This is a genomic window from Psychrobacter sp. 1044, assembly GCF_904846525.1.
GTDB lineage: Bacteria > Pseudomonadota > Gammaproteobacteria > Pseudomonadales > Moraxellaceae > Psychrobacter.
The window spans coordinates 149229-170079 of sequence record NZ_CAJHAZ010000004.1; the positions used below are offsets into that span (position 1 = coordinate 149229).

19 protein-coding genes and 1 tRNA gene are annotated in these 20851 nt (G+C 43.2%); 13 read left to right on the forward strand and 7 right to left on the reverse strand.

The annotated features are described in order from the left end of the window. Window positions 1-141: 141 nt before the first annotated feature. The 5 genes from rarD (JMX82_RS04130) (at window position 142) to JMX82_RS04150 (ending at window position 4932) form a co-directional block, all read left to right on the forward strand. Window positions 142-1212 (forward strand): EamA family transporter RarD, encoded by a 1071-nt coding sequence (gene rarD / locus JMX82_RS04130; protein WP_201539585.1) that lies wholly within the window; start codon window positions 142-144, stop codon window positions 1210-1212. A gap of 242 nt (window positions 1213-1454) precedes the next feature. Beyond that, window positions 1455-2525, forward strand: coding sequence for an EamA family transporter RarD (gene rarD, locus JMX82_RS04135; protein WP_055124458.1), 1071 nt, complete (start codon window positions 1455-1457; stop codon window positions 2523-2525). 215 nt (window positions 2526-2740) lie between these two features. Next, window positions 2741-3409 carry a glutathione S-transferase gene (locus tag JMX82_RS04140; protein ID WP_201539586.1) on the forward strand — a complete coding sequence of 223 codons (669 nt, stop codon included), beginning with the start codon at window positions 2741-2743 and terminating at the stop codon, window positions 3407-3409. Window positions 3410-3502: 93 nt separating this feature from the next. Then, window positions 3503-3772, forward strand: a complete 270-nt coding sequence (locus JMX82_RS04145; RefSeq protein WP_201539587.1) for a hypothetical protein — start codon at window positions 3503-3505, stop codon at window positions 3770-3772. Between the two features lie 32 nt (window positions 3773-3804). Continuing rightward, on the forward strand, window positions 3805-4932 hold the full coding sequence (locus tag JMX82_RS04150) for a ribonuclease Z (RefSeq protein ID WP_201539588.1): 1128 nt from the start codon (window positions 3805-3807) through the stop codon (window positions 4930-4932). A 39-nt stretch (window positions 4933-4971) separates the two neighbouring features. Here the strand turns inward: JMX82_RS04150 and JMX82_RS04155 are convergent, their stop codons facing one another. After that, window positions 4972-5934, reverse strand: coding sequence for an ATP-binding protein (locus tag JMX82_RS04155; protein WP_201539589.1), 963 nt, complete (start codon window positions 5932-5934; stop codon window positions 4972-4974). 69 nt (window positions 5935-6003) lie between these two features. On the opposite strand from JMX82_RS04155, the gene JMX82_RS04160 reads away from it, so the two are divergent. Next, complete coding sequence (locus JMX82_RS04160; RefSeq protein ID WP_201539590.1) at window positions 6004-7029, forward strand: protein kinase domain-containing protein; 1026 nt, start codon at window positions 6004-6006, stop codon at window positions 7027-7029. A gap of 86 nt (window positions 7030-7115) precedes the next feature. On the opposite strand, the gene JMX82_RS04165 is transcribed toward JMX82_RS04160, so the two are convergent. The 6 genes from JMX82_RS04165 to JMX82_RS04190 all read right to left on the reverse strand — a co-directional run bounded on the left by JMX82_RS04165 (window position 7116) and on the right by JMX82_RS04190 (window position 12430). Further along, complete coding sequence (locus JMX82_RS04165) at window positions 7116-7541, reverse strand: hypothetical protein (protein WP_060490678.1); 426 nt, start codon at window positions 7539-7541, stop codon at window positions 7116-7118. After that, entirely contained in the window at window positions 7538-8068 is a 531-nt protein-coding gene (locus JMX82_RS04170) for a hypothetical protein (protein WP_060490679.1), read from the reverse strand. Before JMX82_RS04170 ends, JMX82_RS04165 begins: the two co-directional genes overlap by 4 nt. An 11-nt stretch (window positions 8069-8079) precedes the next feature. Next, window positions 8080-8475 carry an outer membrane protein assembly factor BamE gene (locus JMX82_RS04175; RefSeq protein ID WP_201539591.1) on the reverse strand — a complete coding sequence of 132 codons (396 nt, stop codon included), beginning with the start codon at window positions 8473-8475 and terminating at the stop codon, window positions 8080-8082. A 341-nt stretch (window positions 8476-8816) separates the two neighbouring features. After that, a tRNA-Leu gene (locus tag JMX82_RS04180) sits at window positions 8817-8901 on the reverse strand. Between the two features lie 215 nt (window positions 8902-9116). Continuing rightward, a complete protein-coding gene (locus tag JMX82_RS04185; protein ID WP_201539592.1) occupies window positions 9117-10940 on the reverse strand; it encodes a sigma 54-interacting transcriptional regulator in 1824 nt (607 codons plus the stop codon). Window positions 10941-11023: 83 nt separating this feature from the next. Further along, complete coding sequence (locus JMX82_RS04190) at window positions 11024-12430, reverse strand: two-component system sensor histidine kinase NtrB (RefSeq protein ID WP_201539593.1); 1407 nt, start codon at window positions 12428-12430, stop codon at window positions 11024-11026. 135 nt (window positions 12431-12565) lie between these two features. Between JMX82_RS04190 and rimO the strand changes: the two genes are divergently transcribed. The 7 genes from rimO (at window position 12566) to rseP (ending at window position 20760) form a co-directional block, all read left to right on the forward strand. After that, on the forward strand, window positions 12566-14173 hold the full coding sequence (rimO, locus tag JMX82_RS04195; protein ID WP_201539594.1) for a 30S ribosomal protein S12 methylthiotransferase RimO: 1608 nt from the start codon (window positions 12566-12568) through the stop codon (window positions 14171-14173). A 228-nt stretch (window positions 14174-14401) separates the two neighbouring features. Continuing rightward, window positions 14402-15127 carry a UMP kinase gene (pyrH, locus tag JMX82_RS04200; RefSeq protein WP_045444979.1) on the forward strand — a complete coding sequence of 242 codons (726 nt, stop codon included), beginning with the start codon at window positions 14402-14404 and terminating at the stop codon, window positions 15125-15127. Window positions 15128-15298: 171 nt separating this feature from the next. After that, window positions 15299-15853 (forward strand): ribosome recycling factor, encoded by a 555-nt coding sequence (gene frr / locus JMX82_RS04205; RefSeq protein ID WP_045444983.1) that lies wholly within the window; start codon window positions 15299-15301, stop codon window positions 15851-15853. Between the two features lie 313 nt (window positions 15854-16166). Then, window positions 16167-16925 carry a polyprenyl diphosphate synthase gene (gene uppS / locus JMX82_RS04210; RefSeq protein ID WP_201539595.1) on the forward strand — a complete coding sequence of 253 codons (759 nt, stop codon included), beginning with the start codon at window positions 16167-16169 and terminating at the stop codon, window positions 16923-16925. Window positions 16926-17126: 201 nt separating this feature from the next. Next, the gene (locus tag JMX82_RS04215) at window positions 17127-17936 is read left to right on the forward strand and encodes a phosphatidate cytidylyltransferase (RefSeq protein WP_193009505.1); all 810 of its coding nucleotides are present in this window, start codon (window positions 17127-17129) and stop codon (window positions 17934-17936) included. A gap of 153 nt (window positions 17937-18089) precedes the next feature. Continuing rightward, the gene (gene ispC, locus JMX82_RS04220) at window positions 18090-19298 is read left to right on the forward strand and encodes a 1-deoxy-D-xylulose-5-phosphate reductoisomerase (RefSeq protein ID WP_201539596.1); all 1209 of its coding nucleotides are present in this window, start codon (window positions 18090-18092) and stop codon (window positions 19296-19298) included. An 85-nt stretch (window positions 19299-19383) separates the two neighbouring features. Continuing rightward, window positions 19384-20760, forward strand: a complete 1377-nt coding sequence (rseP, locus tag JMX82_RS04225; protein WP_201539597.1) for an RIP metalloprotease RseP — start codon at window positions 19384-19386, stop codon at window positions 20758-20760. Window positions 20761-20851: the final 91 nt, after the last annotated feature.

Below are 20851 nucleotides of genomic sequence, written 5' to 3' on the forward strand. Positions count from 1 at the left end.
TATAAAAAGCCTCTGACGTTATCGTCGGAGGCTTTTATTTTTTTCTGTACGTCATCTATTGTTAGAGTCTGCTTTTAAGTTTCCGCTGCTCTAATTTTTTATAAATAATGCCCATAAAGTTCTATTTTTAAGGCTGTTGTTATGCTCTCGACCAATCAAACTTTTCAAGGAACCCTTGCTTCGATATCATCGAGTTTTTTATTTTCGATGATGTTTGTGTTTGGGCTATTTATGCTGCCTTTGACAGGTACGCAGGTAGCCTCATGGCGCGTGCTCATGATGCTGCTAAGTTTGCTATTGTTGGTCAGTTTTACCAAGCAATGGCAACATGTTTTTGATTATTTGAAAACCTTAAAAACTCCGAAAGAGTGGCTGATATTTATTTTGCCCACACCGATTTTGGGTGTTCAAATTTGGCTATTTATGTGGGCACCAGTCAATGGCTTTGGTCTGGATGTCACCTTGGGCTATTTTTTATTACCGCTGGTGATGATAGTGCTGGGTCGTTTCTTTTATCACGAGCATATGAGTGCGTTACAGTGGGTGGCCGCGCTATGTGCAGCCTTAGGTATTGGCTATGATATCTTTCAATATGGCTCAGTATCTTGGGTAACGTTGTTTGTGTGCTTGGGCTATCCACCCTATTATCTATTGCGGCGTAAACTGGCTGTGCCGCCTATCACAGGGCTGTTGTCTGACTTGGCTTTGTTAACGCCAGTGGTGCTCATTATGTTGTATTTTAGCGGCGGCTTTAGTACGGCAGCACAGGACATCAAGTTCTGGTATTTATTACCACTGCTAGGAGCCTTTAGTGCGCTGGCGATGTCCTTAACCATGATTGCCAGTAGCAAATTACCTGTGTCATTATTTGGGGCGTTAAGCTATGTCGAGCCTATGCTGCTGTTTGTTTTATCTATCACCGTTCTAAGTCAAAGCCTCGATGAAGGCGGCTCTTTATTCATGTATGGTATGGTAAGTTTGGCGTTACTGGTGATGATTGCTGATAGTATAAAAGGTTATCTTAAGCGCCGCCGTGACAATCATTTGCATGGCTATCGAGAGCCACAAGTGGGTGGGTTTCCGCCGCGTCGTCGTTTCATAGATCAGCGTATTGATGGGGTTTTAACCGCGCATCGTTTTCGCAAGATTCGGCGCTATCAAAAAAAGATGGATAGAATACAGCAAAAAATCGAGCAGTTGAGTGCAAAGTAAGATACTGAATGAATAGGCGCACGCTTTAGTGAAGCAGGTGTATTGCTTATCTATTCTGACTTTGACATAATACTGACCATAAGATAAACACGATATATTCCAAGTATTTATCTCAATCTTATATGATAATGTTGTAGATAACAGAGTTTATAGATCAAAAAGCCTTCGACGTCCGCGTCGGAGGCTTTTGTTTTTTTTCTAAAATTGCCAAGGACGTGCGCTCATTTTTCAAGGTTGTCGTTATGCTCACCACGAATCAAACGTCGCAGGGTACCATCGCTGCAGTGGCAGCAAATTTTTTATATTCATTGCTATTCTTATTTGGTCTATTGATGCAGCCGTTGTCAGGCACGCAAGTCGCTTCTTGGCGCGTATTGATGATGCTATTGAGTCTGGTGCTGCTGATTAGTGTGCTGAAGCAGTGGCAGCATATTTTTGATTATTTAAAAACCCTAAAGACGCCAAAAGAATGGTTTTTATTTATCATACCCACACCAATATTGGGCGCGCAAATCTGGATATTTATGTGGGCACCTGTCAATGATTTAGGGCTTGAGGTGACATTGGGTTACTTTTTATATCCAATGATTATGATTATGGTTGGTCGGTTTTTTTATAACGAAGACATGAGCTTGTTACAATGGATTGCCACCATTTGCGCAGGCGCAGGTATTGCCTATGATGTCTTTCAGTACGGCAGTATTTCTTGGGCGACTTTATTTGTTTGCTTGGGTTATCCGCCTTATTATCTACTGCGTCGTAAATTGGCAGTGCCGCCGATCACAGGGCTTATCTCTGACCTTGTTTTATTGACGCCAGTGGTGTTGATTGCTTTATATCTCAATGGCGGGTTTGCGCTGGCGATATCTACCGATAAGTTTTGGTATCTGTTGCCACTATTAGGCATTATCAGTACGGCTGCGATGTCGTTGACCATGGTTGCCAGTCAAAAGCTGCCCGTCTCATTATTTGGCACCTTATGCTACCTTGAGCCGATATTTTTATTTATATTTTCCATCACGATTTTGCATCAAAGTATCGATGAGGGCGGCTCTTTATTTATGTACGGCATGATTTTTGTCGCGCTGTTGATGATGATTGTGGATAGTGCGCTTGGTTACTTGGCGCGTAAGCGTGATGACCGTTTGCATGGTTATAATGAGCCACAAGTGGGTAGCTTCCCGCCACGTCGCCGTCTGAAAAACCGCCGTATTAAAGGTGTGTTAACCGCGCATCGTTTCCGCAAAATTAGAAAGTATCAGCAAAAAATACATAAGATGACACGCAAAATTGAAGAGCTGCATTCAAAGTAGCGCCTGCCAGCAAGTCGATCTAGACTTGACTTAGCGGGCAGTATTTTTCGTCATTACTCTACACAGTTTCTGTGTTAAAGAGGCATTAATTACGCTATTATCGATAGCATTGCTGCCACGCTTAACAACGTTTATTAATGGAATGCGTGGCACCAACTATACATATTACGACTTATTCATACGATAACTTATTCACATTATAACTAGGATGGTTTATGTTACACCTTCATCATTTAGCAAATTCGCGCTCATTTCGTATTATTTGGCTGTTAGAAGAGCTTGGCGTCGATTATCAATTGACTTGCTATGAGCGCAATAAAGCATACCGTGCGCCTGACAGTTTAAAAAAAATACATCCGCTCGGTCATGCACCCATGTTAGAAGTAAATGACCGTGTGCTCATCGAATCAGGTTTTATTATCGAATACTTGTTGAAGCATTATGATAGAGAGAAACAGTTCAAGCCTGCGGATGATAATGAAGCGGCGTGGGAGGCTTACACGTTTTGGTTACATTTCGCTGAAGCATCAGTGATGCCGCCATTGGTCATGCGTTTGGTATTTAACAAAGTGGTTGGGCAGTCGCCCATGCTGATCAAGCCTGTGAGCAAAAGCATTCGCAATCAAGTCGAAAAAAATATGATAAGCAAAAGTCTAGATGCTATATTGGCGATGATAGAGCAGCATTTGCAAGACAATCATTGGTTTGCTGGGGCTGAATTTAGTGCCGCTGATATCCAAATGCATCTTGCGGTTGTAGGTGCTAATGCTGGTACAGGATTAGATAGCAGTAAATATGCCAATATCTTAATTTGGCTAAAACGCTGTGAAGAGCGTGATGCCTTTAAGCGTGCAGAAGAAAAGGGTGGTCGTTTGCAGTTCTAAAAGCGTCGCATTTAATCGTTAATAAATGACTGATTTAATATTAAAATGAAGGGTTTTGTTTATTCATAAACAAAACCTTTTTTAGGATAAGAAATGACAGACTTAAATAAATTGAATAACAAGCATACTGATGTCGATACTGGCATTGCTGCTAAGCCTGCGCTTGATACGACTGCTGACAATGTGAACCATCAGCAGGTCTCCATTAAAGCATGGTCACAAAAATTGCTCGTGGTTATATTGTGTATTGCCAGCTTTTATGGCGGCTGGAAATCTTATGAGTCAAATATGGTCAGTGAATGTACGGCCAATGGTGGGCAGATGGTTGCAGCGCAAAAAACCATGATGTGCCAATTGTCATAGCAGATAAGTATCATGTGTAAGAGAAGTAATCTATGTTGAAGCTGACTTTTTTGGGTACCTCTGCCGGTGTGCCAACCAAACAGCGCAATGTGACCGCACTGGCGATTGAATGTCTGAATCCTTATTTATCTGGGTTACAGCAAGGCATTCGTCAACAGAATGCCAATCAAAATAAAAAATCGCGTCCATGGCTACTGATAGATTGCGGTGAAGGCACACAGCAGCAGCTATTGCATACCAAGCTCTCTTTGCATCAACTAGCCGCTATCTGTATCACCCATGTGCATGGCGATCATTGCTACGGGTTACCAGGGTTATTGGCGAGTGCCGCCATGTCAGAACGCCGTGATCCGCTGACCCTCATTGCCCCAAAAGCAATCGCGACATTGCTCGAAGCCATTACCTTAACCACGGAATTGTATTTACCCTTTACTCTTAATTTTATAGCGATTGAAGAGGTGCTATCTGAGCAACGTGATACAAGCAAGGTGAATATCCGATTAAGCGACCAGCATCAGCTTGATATTGATATCACGTTGCTAGCACATCGGGTTGCTTCTCATGCATTTGGTATCACGCAGACTATCCATCATCGCACGCTTGATACGGACAAACTGCTGGCGCAAGGTATTCCTGCAAGCGCACTATGGGGTAAATTGCAGCAAGGTCACGATGTCATCACTGAAGAGGGTCAGCAATTATGTGCAGGTGATTATGTCAATGATGAACTATCACGAACGCGAGTAGTGGTGGCTGGTGATAACGATACGCCAGCGTGTCTCACTGCGGCGTTGGTTGATACGGATTTATTGGTGCATGAAGCGACATATACGCATGAGGTATTGACTAAGATTCAAGCCAAAAATCCAGAGTTTGATCCAATGCATAGTAGTGCGCAATTGGTGGCGGATTTTGTAGAAAACAGTGGTGTAAACAATCTAATATTGACCCATTTTAGCGCGCGTTATCAGGGTTTTGAGAATCCTAATAGCAAAACGCCAAATATGGCATACATTCGTCTAGATGCTGAGAGCGTTTACAAAGGTAATCTATGGCTAGCCGCAGATTTTGACCAATACATGGTCGATGGTGCGGTTGATGTGGCAGGTATTAAAGAAAATAACCGCGTACAATATTTGGGTTCTGCACGCGGTCGTTAAGTACTGAGCGTCATCATAAAAATAACTTTTAATGAAGCTTTACGATGGACTGTCTTCAGCTGTTAATCGTGTCTGTCCTATCCAGTGGCGGCTAAACTGATACGCCACTCGTCCTGAACGTCCACCGCGCTCTGATGCCCAACGTAGCGCTGCTGCTCTGATGTTATCAGGTAACGTCTTATTTTTTTCTTCATTATTACTTTCTTTAACGTCATTCGCATTATCTAGATGGCGGTTTGGCGAAAGTGATAAATAATGGCGCACGATGTGTAAATAGGTATTTTGATCCATTGGATGAAAGGACAACCAAAGCCCAAAGCGATCAGACAGCGATACCGTCTCATCAATGGTTTCATAAGGATTGACCTCATCGGTTTGACCATTATAAATATTGACATTGTCTTTCATTAGCTGAGGCAATAGATGACGGCGATTACTGGTCGCATAAACCAACAACTTGTCTTGCTCTGAGTCTAGCGAGCCGTCCAATACGCTTTTTAACGTCCGATAACTCTCGTCTTGACCGTTAAATGCTAAGTCATCACAGTACACCACATAGTGACAACCACACTCGGTCGGCAGTGCATTAATGACGGCGCGTATCTTATCAAGCACTCGCAGGTCATCACGGGCAATTTCAATAATGCGTAATCCTTCACTATGATAGGCTTGTAGCAATGCCCGAATCAGCGATGATTTGCCAGCACCACGTGTCCCTGTCATCAAGACATGATTGGCAGGATAGCCCTTTAGAAATTGTCGTGTGTTTTGTACCAGTTTTGCCTTTTGCGTATCGATACCATGCAAATCATCTAAACTTAAAAATAAGTTCACTGCCAATGGCTCCAAATGTCCATTATGACCACCGACCCAGCGATAGGCGAGCTGTGCAGGATCAATCTCGATAGTGGGCGTGACTTGCTCTTGTAAATACTGTCCAAGTAAATCCAATAAATGGTCGGGTAGGGCGTAATTCTTAACAGGCTTAGTGGATTGGGGCATAATACTCAGTCGCTCATAAAAATTAAAATAACGTGTGGCATACTAGACGTATAAAGGCTTCACTTTACCATGAAACATAATGCCAGTAATTCCTCTAATGCAAAAGCGTGTGCAAAACAAGCATTACAAATGCAAGCACAGCAAATGTTGCCAACATTGACTGCGTTATTCTCAAGCCTGAATTATAACGATATTTCGCATCAACGACTCAGCCAGCAAAGTAACAATAATAACGAGAATGACTACCAAGGCTTGACGCGTGCCCAGCATCTACAGTTTGGTCGAGTGATGATTAAATGGCAGTTAACGGCTGCTAGCAATCAAAATTTGGCGGGCTTAACCCATGAAATCGGTATTCTAAAATCTATCAATAATTTATCAGCCAATCAAAAGAGATTTCAAGACAGTCTTTTTGCTATTGCTCCGCCAATGCTCGCTTATGAAACTTTAAGGGTACAAGTATTAGATCCGTTTTCGCAGCTGACGATACTTACCATGCCATATTATCTCAGTGGTAGCTTAGCAACTCAGCTTAATATTCGAAATCATTCGTTATTAAATTCTCAACGAAAGCATCATTTTATGGTGCAATCTGCGCACCTTATCGCTACTCTACATAGCGCTGGTTGGCTACATAATGATATTAAGCCCAGTAATATTTTGCTAGATGATTTTTTGCCAAATCATGCGGATGATAGCTGTATCAAGGCTGATTTATTGTTAAACGATTTTGCCTTAGCTAAGCCAATTAGTAAATCAATAGAGACTAGTCTTGCTGGTACACCAGCGTATCTTGCCCCTGAACGCTGGCAAAGTAAGAGTCAGAGTGCGACAGTGCAAAGTGATATCTATGCGTTTGGTATTATGATGGTTGAAATACTAACAGGCAAGCGACCGTTTCAGATATGTGCTAACAGTAATGACAAATTAAAAGCATGGGCGATTCAGCATTGCCAACAGCCTATTCCAACCTTACCGTTAGAATATAGTCACTATCAAGGTATCATTAATAAAGCATTGGCAAAGCGGGTGGAGAGAAGGTATCAGAGTATGGAAGAGGTGTTGAAGAGTTTAGAGCAATTACGAATTTACTAAGAGTACAGTTTTATGTGGAAGGAGTTAAATAAAAAACCCACTATTTAGTGAGTTTTTTTTATTTTTAATGGTTAGGATATTATGTTTTACTCTACAGCATTATCTGATAAGAAAAGCGACTTCGATAAAGATGAGAAGAAATCTTGATATATTTTAGGATTCTCAATTGGCTTTAGGTTGTACTGAGCGTTAGCTCTAACGATTACAGACTTGCTAGAAGAAGACGGTCTCGCGGTTACAGTCATTCTAACCTTGTTGCCATTATACAATCTCGTCGCTGAAACAGTACCAAGGTCGGTATCAGCCTTATCAATTACAAAGCTCAAATCCTGTAACGTTGATATGACATTTCTAACAACTACAGTTTTATCACTAGTATCAAAAGATCTAGTTTGCATACTACGTAATTCTACTTGATTGTCAGCGCCTAAAATTCTGGCATCATGAGTTGTAGCGCAACCAGTAATCAAAGTTAGACAAGCTGCGAATAAAGCTATTTTTAATGTATTCATATTTTTTGAGCCTCTAAGAATACTGATTTAGATAGTTTGTTAAAGAATTCAGCATATAGCTCTTCTGTTTTCATTGTTTCGGCTTTGGTTACCTGTCCTTGTGTATTCGTCACAATGCGTTGAAAAGTAGCTCTAGCTAAATAACCATTTTTATTGTTTTTAGACGGTAATGTTACGAAACTAACTTTTATCTGTTGCTGGCTATCAATCGACATGTTTCCGCCACCAAGTACCGCTAGTAATACAGCACCCGCTATCTGCGCATTGTTAGTAGCATCTACAGTTTTAGATGCGGTCACAACACCTGATTTTGTCTCTGTTTCATCTATTGAATATCCCATGTCTTGTAACACAGCTACCCCAGCCGAAAGAAGCTCTACCTCGTTGCTTGTTTCAAAAAATCTCGATTGCATTTGTCGATCTTGTAATGAGGTCTCTGCTACTTGAAATAAGTTTTCTGGTGGAGTGGTTGCACAGCCTGTTATTCCTAAGGCACAAGCAACAAATATATATTTCAGTTTTTTCATTTAGCTGGCCTTTAGAATTTTGAGGAATGGTATGCAAAGTCTCTTACCAAGTTTTGCTCATCAAATTTTATTATGATAGTCAGCGTTCTTTGTGATCTAGACGATGCTCCTGAGCTAGTCTGGCCACCAGCTAAAACAGCAAATACCCAGCCTGTACTTGATGACTGCACGGTATCTGTTGCTACCTTATCGTAAACCCAAACTTCTCTTCTTTTGTCGTCAGTAGAAACCATATTTGGTGAGCCAAGCGCCTGCAACACATCTGCGCCACTCATTCCAACTTTAATCTGTTTTTGAACAACCCCTACAGAGATGTTTCCATTGTTTTGGACTTGGGCAGCATGCTCAGATGCTGAAACACAACCAACCAATGATAGGGCAGCCAACAAGGCAACTATAGTTTTCATTATCTTTCCTTTTGGACTATCAATAAACTTAACTCTTTTATTTAAGTATGATGTTTATAGAATATCTCATACCTAAGCCTGTCAAGGGTAATGTAAACAAAAAGTTAACTAATGTAAACAATTAGTCGTTAGTATTACTAATTAATTATAAATATTGTTTTATTGTAATTATTAGATGGGTGTGGGTTTTTATTCCAAAATACTAATCTGGTATTAAAGAAAAGCGAAGGAGATCTGAATTAGTTTTGAAGTGAGTGTTTGTTTTCCGACAAAATACAGACACAAAAAAACCTGCTAAAAAGCAGGCTTTGATATTTGGTCTAAGATGTACTATCCGAAAATGGTGGGGCTGGAGAGACTCGAACTCTCACACCTTGCGGCGCCAGAACCTAAATCTGGTGCGTCTACCAATTCCGCCACAGCCCCATTTTCCGTTACTCTATCATTATTAGCGTTTAAACTCAAACACAATATAGACAGTTAACTGATTCGGTAGTGCGTCTCAGTGGTTGGCTATTATATAGAGTTTGAAACGTTTGGCAACCCCTATTTGCAATTATTTTTAAATATTTATCATTTATTTTCACTTATTTTTATAAGCTATTGATATGAATGGTATTCATGTTTATGAGTTTGCGCCTTTAATAACGATTATTTTGCCCTTCTGCTGAAGAAATATCTAATTGCTGTAATTTACGTGTCAGGGTATTGCGCCCCCAACCGAGTAAATTAGCAGCAGCGATCTTTTTGCCACCACTATGGTTGAGCGCTGCCGTCAATAAAACGCGTTCAAACTCAGGGGTTGCCGTCTGCAAGATATCGGTTTCTCCTGTTTGTAGAGATTGCTCAGCCCAAGCAGCCAATGCTTGTTGCCAACTTGAACTGTGGGAATGAGGGCGTATTTGCTCATTGTGAGTCATAGCTTGTGTAGGCTGACTTTGCTCTTGATACGCTTCTAAATCAGACGAGATATTTTCAAGCAGCTCTGGTGGCAAATCATCCACCATCACGGTGTCGCCTGTGGCCATCACCGTCAACCAAAGGCAGACATTCTCAAGTTGGCGGACATTGCCACGCCACTCAAAAGCCTGCATGATGTGTAGCGCTGTCGGATGCAGCTGTTTCTCTGCACTGTTCATCTGTTCAGCAGCCCGCTGCATAAAGTAATGGGCTAATGCTGGAATGTCTTCAGGTCGTGTCCGTAATGGCGGCAACGGCAAGCGAATTACATTGAGGCGATAAAACAGATCTTCACGGAATTTGCCTTGTTTGACCAGTTCTTCTAAGTTTTGATGAGTAGCGGCAATGATGCGTACATTCACTTTGACCGGCTGCTGTCCACCGACGCGAAAAAACTCACCATTGGCCAGTACTCGTAGCAGCCGAGTTTGGGTGCTATAAGGCATATCGCCAATTTCATCTAGAAATAATGTCCCACCATCCGCTTGCTCAAAACGCCCTTGTCGCGTCGTCGTTGCACCAGTAAACGCCCCTTTTTCGTGACCGAATAATTCAGATTCAATCAAATCATGTGGAATGGCGGCCATATTGAGGGCAATAAAAGGCTGCTGGTGACGTGGTGAATGCTGGTGCAACGCACTGGCGACCAACTCTTTACCCGTGCCTGATTCACCAGTAATTAGGACGGTAATAGGTGAGTGCGCTAAGCGCCCAATGGCACGAAACACCGTCTGCATCGCTTGAGATTGTCCAATGATGCCACTTGGATTGTCATTAGCGCTGATGGCAGGTTTAACTTTGATTTTAGGGCTGGATGTTTTATTGGTTTGGCTGATCAGAGTAGCCTTGCTAGCAAGCTTGGGCTTGGTATCAGGTTTTACCTGCATATTGGGTAAAGTATCTGATGGATTTTTGGTAATGGTCTTCGGAGTAGGTGTAGCTGTTGAGTTTGCTACCGCCGCTGCCAGCATATTAGGCTGATAATTAATGGCTTTATAAATCGTGACGACTGCATCATCTAAGTCAAAAGGTTTTGGCAGATATTCAAAAGCACCTGTTTGATAGCTATTAATAGCAGAGGTGAGGTCGGAATGCGCCGTCATAATGACAATGGGCAGCTTAGGGAAATGCTCATGTACCCAATCACTAAAAGACAACCCATCCATCATGGGCATACGAATATCGGTCAATATCACATCGGGAAACTGAGCGGCTGATTCCTGCTGTTGCAAAATATCGTTGAGGCGTGTCCATGCCGCTTGCGCTTGGGTAAAGCTGATAACCGTCAAACCTGCGTCTTCAAAAGTATCTGCCAACACCAAACGCAGGGCTGCATCGTCATCGATGAGCCATAACGTTGCAGGGTTAGCATCAGGTGCATTATTGACCGTTACTTTGATAGCTTGATTATCAGGTTCTCGGTTACTAGATTCTTGATTGTCTGATGTTTGGGCAGAGCCTTGATTGTCGCTGTTAGATGTGGCGTGGTCATTATATGCAGTCATTTATCAGGCCTAATAAGCAAGTGATTCAGGGTGATTGTTTCATAAGTTAGGTCATGGTTTCTAAGCCTTGGGTGCTGGCTGTTTTAAGCATGGTGCGCTGGCTGATTGAAAGGCAAGTACAGCGTAAAACTGGTGTGTTGGTGGTTGTAGTCATTTTTGACACTGTCGTTAAGGTTTTTTGATTGTTGGGAGCTCACGTCAATCATACCATGGTGATGACTGATGATATCTTGCACGATAGACAATCCTAGCCCCGTCCCTGCGGCACGGCTGGTCACCATTGGGAAAAATATCTGTCCGATCAATGCCGGATCAATGCCTGAACCGTTATCGGCAATATTGATTTGTAGCACTTGCTTATGCTGTTGCCCAGCAATGGTATGTTGAAAGGCAATTCGGGTTTGAATGTGTAGCGTTGGCTTATAACTGGCGCTGTCGTGATTGCTCATTTGTGAAGTGACAGGTTGTTGCACCTTAGGCTCGGATAACTCTCTTTGCTGCAGCGTTTGCTCAAACTCAGTCATCGATTCACAGGCATTATTAATCAGATTTAAAAACACTTGTATTAGCTGATCTTTATCAGCGCATAACTCAGGCAATGACAAGTCATAATCGCGCTGTAGCGTCACTTGCGGATATTGATTGACGACCAAAGATAAAACATGCTCCAGTGGCTCATGGATATTTAGCGTTTGCCAATTTGGTAATTGATTGGAGCCAAGAAATTTCCCAATAAGATGGGTTAGACGGTCCGTTTCTGAAATGATGATATCAGTATAATTACGCAGTTTTTCAGCCGTTTTTTGCAGATGGCTATTCGGGTTTACCATAGGGTTTGTACCAATAATAGCAGGAGGAGCACTATTAAGAGGAGAGGTGTCACTGAATTTGATGAATTGCCGCTGTAATAATTGCGCCGCCCCGCGAATACCGGCCAGCGGATTTTTGATTTCATGAGCGACCGAGCGCAGCATATGACGGGCAACATTATATTGCTGCTGCTGGCGTTGTTCCTCTGATATGCGACTTTGGCGATCCTTGCCCCACATCTCAATAATAAAATAAGGTTGCTGCTCATAAATGACAGGGGTCACGCTATAATCAACCGAGAATGATAAATTACCATTTAGCGGTGTGCTGATAAGGTGATCATGATCGATAAAGGGTTGTTGATACTGCTTTGCTTGCTGAAATCGTTCTTTTAAAGAGCACGATTGTTCATGGGTATCTTCACCACTACTTTTATCGACAGTTACATGGTTATCACTGTCATGATTGCTATTGGCTGATTTCAATGCTTTGGATGCAAGCAGTGTCAATATAGACTGACCCAGTAAGCGTCCACTACTAATAGCAAGTAGTTGTTCGGCTTGGGCATTTAGCCAAGTGATCGATAAATCATCATTGATCCATAAAATAGCGGTGAACAAATGCTGTGACATGAATGCTAAGTCAGGTGTCAGTTTTACAGTTGTCAAATGGGTTGTCATGGCTATTGCCTAGAATAAAAGAAGACGCGATATAATATTTAACCATAAATCAACACTATAGAACGGCAAAACTGGCGATTTTTGCAAAAAAAACGTACAATGCGCACAGCCAATTTATCTCTAGCAAGGTCAGCCATGCCCAACACTTCTACCGAGTCGGTTAATACGACTGTTACTACCTCACCGTCAACTTCTACGCCAACAGATTCTATGTTAAAAGACACTGTCATCGTTTTTAATCCTGCCAAACCAAATATAGCACAAGACAATCAGGCAGATGTTAGTCAAGCAAACACTAACCAACCCTACCATCATAAAGCCAACCACAATCAAAACCGTAGCATTGAGCAAAGCAGAGATGTGACTTCAGGTGCTTTATCGACTGAAAATGCGCCAGTGAATGCAGCGCCAAAGATTGGGTTTGTGTCACTAGGTTGCCCAAAAGCCTTGGTCGATAGTGAGCGCATTATCACTGAGCTTAGCCGTGATGGTTATCAAGTGGCGAGTGATTACGAAGGTGCAGATTTAGTGGTGGTCAATACCTGCGGCTTTATCGAGTCCGCGGTACAAGAGTCGCTAGATGCCATCGGCGAAGCGATTAGCAAAAACGGTAAAGTAATCGTTACTGGTTGCTTGGGTAAAGAGGCGGACAAAATCCGTGAAATGCACCCAGCCGTGCTAGCTGTAACTGGCGCTCATGCTTATGATGAAGTCATTAGAGCCGTTTCGCTGCATGTGCCCAAGCCTGACCGCAGTCAGGACGCTAGTTATGATCCAAAGATAGATTTGATTAATGAAGCGGGTATCAAATTGACGCCAAGCCATTATGCTTATCTAAAAATATCAGAAGGTTGCAACCATCGTTGTACTTTCTGCATCATTCCAAGCTTACGTGGAGACTTGGTTTCACGTCCGATTGACAGTGTGATGAATGAAGCGTTGGCGCTGAAAAATGCTGGCGTGAAAGAATTGCTGATTATTTCGCAAGATACCTCTGCTTATGGACTGGATTTAAAGTATAAGACCAGTTTTTGGAATGGTATGCCGCTGAAGTCGAAATTTTATGACTTGTGCCAAGCCTTAAATGACTTAGGTATTTGGGTGCGCTTGCATTATGTCTATCCATATCTGCATGTCGATAAAGTGGTTGAACTAATGGGCGAGAAGAAGCTACTGCCTTATCTCGACATTCCGTTTCAACATGCCAGCCATCGCATCCTAAAAGCGATGAAACGCCCAGCGCATAGCGAAAACACCTTGGCGCGTATCCATGCATGGCGTGAGATTTGCCCTGATATCGTCATTCGTTCAACCTTCGTTGTGGGCTTCCCTGGCGAGACAGAAGAAGATTTTCAATGCTTGCTTGATTGGTTAGTAGAAGCTCGCCTTGATCGTGTTGGCGCGTTTACCTATTCAGAAGTCGAAGGCGCAGTGGCTAATGACCTGCCAAATCATGTGCCAGAAGAGATTAAGCAAGAGCGCTATGAGCGTTTGATGACGCTGCAACAAGACATCTCAGCGCAAAAGCTACAAGAGAAAGTCGGCAAAACCTTGATGGTATTGGTCGACGAAATTGATAGTGAAGAGGGCGTTGCTATTTGTCGTAGCTATGCTGACGCACCAGAGATTGACGGTCATGTCTATGTCGATGAGATTACCGCTCAAGTTAAAGTCGGACAATTCCTAACGGTCACGATTGATGACGCTAGCGAATATGATTTGTTTGCCAGTTACAAAGGCTAAGCAGTCACTGTAGCTGATTAGTCACTACAATATACGAGTGAAAATTGCCCAATCGCGGGCAGTTTTTGCTACAATTAGCGCAATTTAGCCTTTTTACACGTTTGTCATCAGTTGCGGTGCTTGCTACATAGTACCTCGGTGATGACACTTCGAGTAAATTCGAAGGCAAACTCTATTTGTGTTTTACCGCTCATTTTAATTATAATTTAATGCTAACAAGGTGACCTCATGTCTGACAAAAACCCGCGTTACTCTCGTATCTTGCTGAAACTCTCTGGTGAAGCCTTAGCTGGTGGCAAAGAGATGGGAATTGATAGCGAAGTGCTCGATAAGATGAGCTTGTCTATCGCCCATTTGCGTGGTCTTGGTGTTCAAGTCGGTATCGTGGTCGGCGGCGGTAACTTATATCGCGGCGCGCAGTTGCAACAAGAAGGCTTAGTCGGTCGTGTGACTGGTGATCAAATGGGTATGTTAGCAACCGTTATGAACGGTCTGGCGATGCGTGATGCGCTTGAGCGCCGCAATATTAAAACTCGCCTGATGTCAGCCTTGCCAATTGGTGAAGTGACCGAAAGCTATAGCAGTCGCAATGCCATTCGCTATCTCAAAAATGGCGAAGTATGTATCTTTGTTGCTGGTACGGGCAACCCTTTCTTTACCACTGATACGGCTGCTTGCTTACGCGGTATCGAGATCGAAGCTGGCTTGATTTTAAAAGCCACCAAAGTTGATGGCGTTTATGACAAAGACCCAAGCTTACATGACGATGCAGTTAAATATGATGGTTTAACTTTTGATGAAGTATTAGAGCAAAAACTTGGCGTGATGGATTTAACTGCCATTGCCTTATGCCGTGAGCACAACGTGCCGCTACAAGTGTTTGATATGACCAAGCCTAATGCATTATTAAACGTCATTATGGGCGAAAATGAAGGCACACGCGTTTATCACTGATTTGCCTGAATACTTTAAACGCTCTGAACGCTCTAAATATTAATACGAGAATACCAGTTATTAAAATTAGACCAGTCGTTAATAACTACAGTCGCTAATAATTAATAGTGAACACCCGTATATTTACTAACAAATGAATGATTTATCGATAGCGATAAATAAGGATATCTAATGATCAAAGAGATTAAGCAAGACGGCGAAGCGCGCATGCAAAAAACACTGGAAGCGCTTGAGAGCACTTTTAGCAAAGTCCGTACAGGGCGCGCACATCCGGGTATGTTGTCAGGCGTGATGGTTAGCTACTACGGGTCGCCTACACCTTTGAATCAAGTGGCGAGTGTCAACGTTGAAGACTCACGTACGCTCATGGTTCAGCCATTCGAGCGTACCATGGTACAAGCAATTGACAAGGCCATTCGCGAAGCAGATTTGGGTCTCAACCCAGTGACCGCCGATGTGATTCGTGTGCCAATGCCTGCATTGACAGAAGAGACACGCCGCGATATGCAAAAGCTTGCGCGTGGAGAAGCAGAAAGTAGCCGTGTTTCTATCCGTAATATTCGCCGTGATATGATGAATGACATCAAAGAATTGGCCAAAGAAAAAGAGATCTCAGAAGACGACGAGCGCCGTGCCAGTGATGACATTCAAAAAATCACTGACAAGTATATCGAAACCATCGATAAACGTTTGAGCAAAAAAGAAACTGACTTGATGGACGTGTAAAGCACTGGTTTTTCGATCGTGTAAGACAAAAATCCGTTATGTCATATCCTTATAATAAGCAGCCAATCTGTCAGTACTATTGGCTGCTTATTATTGTGTAGATGGTACCGATAATAGCGTCAATGTTATATCAATCGGATACGGCAATAGGCTTGCTCAGATTTGTAAACTGTATTTTATAAGCGTTATCTTGCAAACTAAATCACGCCCATAGATGGGTTTATGATAAGTTTGTGAATTATGGTTATGACGCTTTCTAATCGTTATCGCAGCCGTTATTATTATTTTACCTTAACAATAAGCACTTTCGCCTATGTCCACTTCAGCCGTTTTGGCTCCTGATCTTCTTCCACGCCATATCGCTATCATCATGGATGGCAATAATCGTTATGGTAAAGCCAATGATTTGGGCAAAGGCCAAGGGCATGTGGCTGGCAAAGATGCACTCGATCCTATCGTCGAGTATTGCGTTAATACGGGTATCGAAGTATTAACGGTATTTGCATTTTCTAGTGAGAATTGGCAACGCCCGCCCAGTGAGGTGGCACTACTCATGCAACTGTTAGCCTCGACCATTCATGAGCAAATACCACGCATGAATGAGTATCGTATTCGTCTGCGTTTTATTGGTGACCGCAGTCAGCTGAGTGATGATTTGCAAGCGTTAATGGCAGACGCTGAAGCAAAAACAGCAAACTTTAAAGCCATGACTCTAGTCATCGCTATCAGTTATGGTGGGCAATGGGATATTGCCCATGCGGCAAAACAGCTGGCGCAGCAAGTAGAGGCTGGTCAGTTACGTGCTGATGATATTAACAAAGAATTGCTCGGTAACTATGTGCAATTAGCAGATGCACCAGCAGTAGATATGCTGATACGCACAGGCGGTGAATACCGAATTTCTAACTTTTTATTGTGGCAGTCAGCCTATGCTGAGCTATTCTTTACCCAGACATTATGGCCGAATTTTGCAGCTGATGAGTTGGCAGCAATGGTAAAAGAGTTCGCTCAGCGGCAGCGCCGTTTTGGCAAAACCAGTGAGCAGATAGTGATAGAGCAAGCAAGTCGTTAATGGTGTTAAGCATTTGCCTGTTATTTTGTAAAGGAAAAAGCTCTTACAAAGCGGTTATCGTATAAGTAGTTAATATTGCTTGTTTGTGAAATAATAAACCGCGTTAATAAGCGTCAACTGCTATTAGTGGGCTATTGTAGATTAACTGCTATAATGCACGTTTTGACCATGCGTTTTTCATTATTATAAGGCTCAATAAGTATGTGGCAACGAATTAAGACGGCAGTTGTTCTCGTTATTATCGTTGGTATTGCAATGTTTGCGAGCCAAACCCCTGTTTTATTTGCACCGCTATTAGCGATTGGCGTTATTATCGCCGCTCACGAATGGACTAAGCTGATGCCTAAGTGGCGTCATCCTGCGCTGTTTGTGCTATTGGTTTTGGTGTTGACCCTAGTATCACTCATGTTTAAAGTCACATGGCTGTTTTGGTGGGTGGCTTCACTGGCTATATGGCTAATGGCGCTGTCTTGGGTGCGAGTGTTCCCGACTCATACCAATTGGTATGGCAAAAAACTGGCATTGATGGGTGCGGTGATATTGACCGCATCGATTACGGCGATGTTTTATTTGTGGCAACTGTCAGCATGGTGGTTGCTCTATGTGTTCCTTTTGGTCTGGTGCGCAGATAGTGGCGCTTATTTTGTGGGGCGTAAGCTTGGTCGCCGCAAAATGGCGCCAAATGTCTCACCCAATAAAAGCATGGAAGGGCTGGCAGGCGGCCTTGTTACCGGTCTGCTCGTGGTCATTGCTATCAGTGTATTTAAGTTGCAATTGACTGGTGTACCGTTAGTCGCATTTGTAGCATTATCAGCCTTGACTATTTTAGCCTCGGTACTTGGTGATTTATTTGAGTCGATGCTTAAGCGCCGCGCTGATGTCAAAGATTCAGGAACGATTTTACCGGGGCATGGCGGCGTGCTTGACCGTATCGACTCACTGCTCTCTGCCACACCGATATTTGCGCTTGGTTTTTGGGCGATACAGCAGTTAGGTTTGATAGTGGTTTAGGACTGAAAAAATAATTCATAGACGATGATACGCCCTAATTATAGTAGTTAAGATGAGTGACTAGTTAATACACTGGATATTGTCTATCTCTTATTTATCAAACGTTTTATCGATTTCTTATTTAATTTTTTAGAGTATCATTTACAGGCACCGATGGTTATGACGCAACGCATCGCCGTACTAGGCGCGACAGGTTCGATTGGCGATAGCACGTTAGCAATATTAGCGGCGCAACCACAGCTTTACACGGTCTACGCTCTGTCAGGCTATCACCGTTTAGACAAACTGTTTGCACTTTGTCAGCAGTTTTTGCCAAAGCGCGTTAGCGTACCGACCGCCGCAGTCGATGATTTTGCCCAGCGACTCCGTGCGACAGGTCTTGACATCGATGTGGTAGGCGGCGAAGCAGGGCTGGTCGACATTGCCACTGATTCGCAGACGGATACCGTTGTCGCTGCGATCGTAGGCGCAGCTGGTCTGCCTTCTACTTTAGCCGCTGCTCGTGCAGGTAAGCGTATTTTACTGGCGAATAAAGAAGCGCTGGTGATGGCAGGGCAAGTGATGATTACTGCTGTCAAAATGCATAACGCTACTTTGCTGCCGCTTGACTCTGAGCACAATGCTATTTTTCAGTGTTTACCACTGGCTATTCAGCAGGACAATACCCAAATTCATCAGCCAAACCACGGCGTGCGTAAGCTATGGTTAACAGCTTCTGGTGGACCGTTTTTGCAAAAATCGTTTGCACAGATGCAGCAAGCGAGCGTTGCTGAAGCGGTCAAACATCCAAATTGGTCAATGGGTCAAAAGATATCCGTCGATTCAGCTACTATGATGAATAAGGGTTTAGAGTTAATCGAAGCCTGCCATTTGTTTGATTTGTCTGAAGATAAAATAAATGTGGTGATTCATCCACAAAGTATCATTCACTCAATGGTAGAATATAGCGATGGTAGCTTTTTGGCGCAGCTCGGCAGTCCCGATATGAAAACGCCCATTGCCCATGCGCTCAGTTACCCTGATCGTATCGATAGTGGCTCGCAGCCTTTGGATTTATTTGCGCTCAGCGGCTTAGAGTTTATTGAGCCTGACTTGCAAAAATTTGCGTGTTTGCGTTTGGCAAGACAGGCGATGCAAGCGGGCACACAAGCGACGATTGTCTTAAATGCAGCGAATGAAATTGCCGTGGCGGCGTTTTTGGCTGAAAAAATTCGCCTGACTGACATTGCTGATATCAACGAGCATGCTTTGAATGACATACAGCTGCCACCGTTAAACGAAACGGCTGACATAGAAGACATACTCGCAATTGATAAAATAGCACGTCACCTGACGGACAAACTTGTGGCAAAGTTGGTGTAAGTGTATCAACAACTGCGTCGTTAAAAAACGATGTTAATAAAAGATGCTAAGAAAGAATGCTGAGAAACCATACTGAGAAAAGATCATGACGTTTTTATTAACGCTCCTTGCGGCAATATTTGTCTTAGGTCCGCTTATTGCCTTACATGAGTGGGGACACTATATCGTCGCTCGTCTTTGCGGCGTTAAAGTCTTGACCTATTCTATCGGGTTTGGTCCCAAACTCTTTGGCTGGACGAGCAAAAAAAGCGGTATTGATTATCGCATTTCTGCTTTGCCACTTGGTGGTTATGTCAAAATGCTCGATGAGCGCGAAGGTGAGGTAGCAAAAGCTGAGCAACATTTGGCGTTTAATCGTCAGCATCCGCTAAAAAAGATTGCGATTGTTGCCGCTGGTCCTATCATGAACTTTATCATTGCTATTGCGCTGTTTTGGGTGTTGTTTATGACACCATCAGAGCAGCTGGCGACCAAGATTGGGCAGGTATTACCCGAGACGCCTGCTGCTATGGCACAGTTGCCAGTTGGCGACAAAATCGTTGCGATTGATGGGCATGAGGTACAAACGTGGGAAGGCATCAACTATCGGCTTGCTGGACGAATGGGTGAGACGGACAATGTCAGTATTACTCTGCAATCAGAGGCGCAAGCTGATAATGCGATCAAAACTTATCAAGCGCCCGTAACTCAGTTTATGCAAGGCAGCGCGCAAGGTAAAGATGCGTTGACCAGCTTTGGTATGCTGCCATGGCAACCAGATATTGCACCGATAGTAGGTGACTTGACCGCTGATGGTGCCGCCAGTCGCCAAGGACTAGAAGTAGGCGATCGTATTGTTGCTATCAATGATCAACCAATTAAAGATTGGCTCAGTGCTACTCGTATCATCCGCGACAGTCCTGAAACTTTGCTTAACTTCACAGTATTGCGTGATGGTAAATCCGTACAGCTTCAGATTATGCCGCAAGGCAAAAAAGACAATTTGGGTAATGATTATGGGCAAATTGGTGCTATGGTGGCACAGTCCGAAATTATTATTCCTGACGCTTACAAGACCACCGTAGTCTATGGTCCCGGTGAGTCACTGGTGAAATCATTTGAGAAAACTGAACAGCTCGCAGTGATGACTGTCAGCTCAATGGGTAAGATGCTATCAGGCATGATTGGTTTGGACAATTTATCAGGTCCGATTACCATCGCCAAAGTTGCCAAACAGAGTTTTGATATCAGTTGGCAGATGGTATTATCGACGGCGGCTTTGATTAGTTTGAGCCTTGCTGTACTCAATCTTTTGCCCATTCCTGTGTTGGATGGCGGTCATATTGTGTATTATCTTATTGAATTGATTCGCGGTAAGCCACTCTCGGAAGGGGTGCAAATGATTGGACTAAATATCGGTTTACTCTTGCTGGCAGGTTTCATGGTGTTAGCAATTGGTAATGATATTAGTCGGCTGTTTTGACCAGCGAATCGCTAATATAATCGATAAGGCACGAGATACTAATGGTTTTACGCCTATTATGGGATGATTATGACCATGATAGGTAGCATGC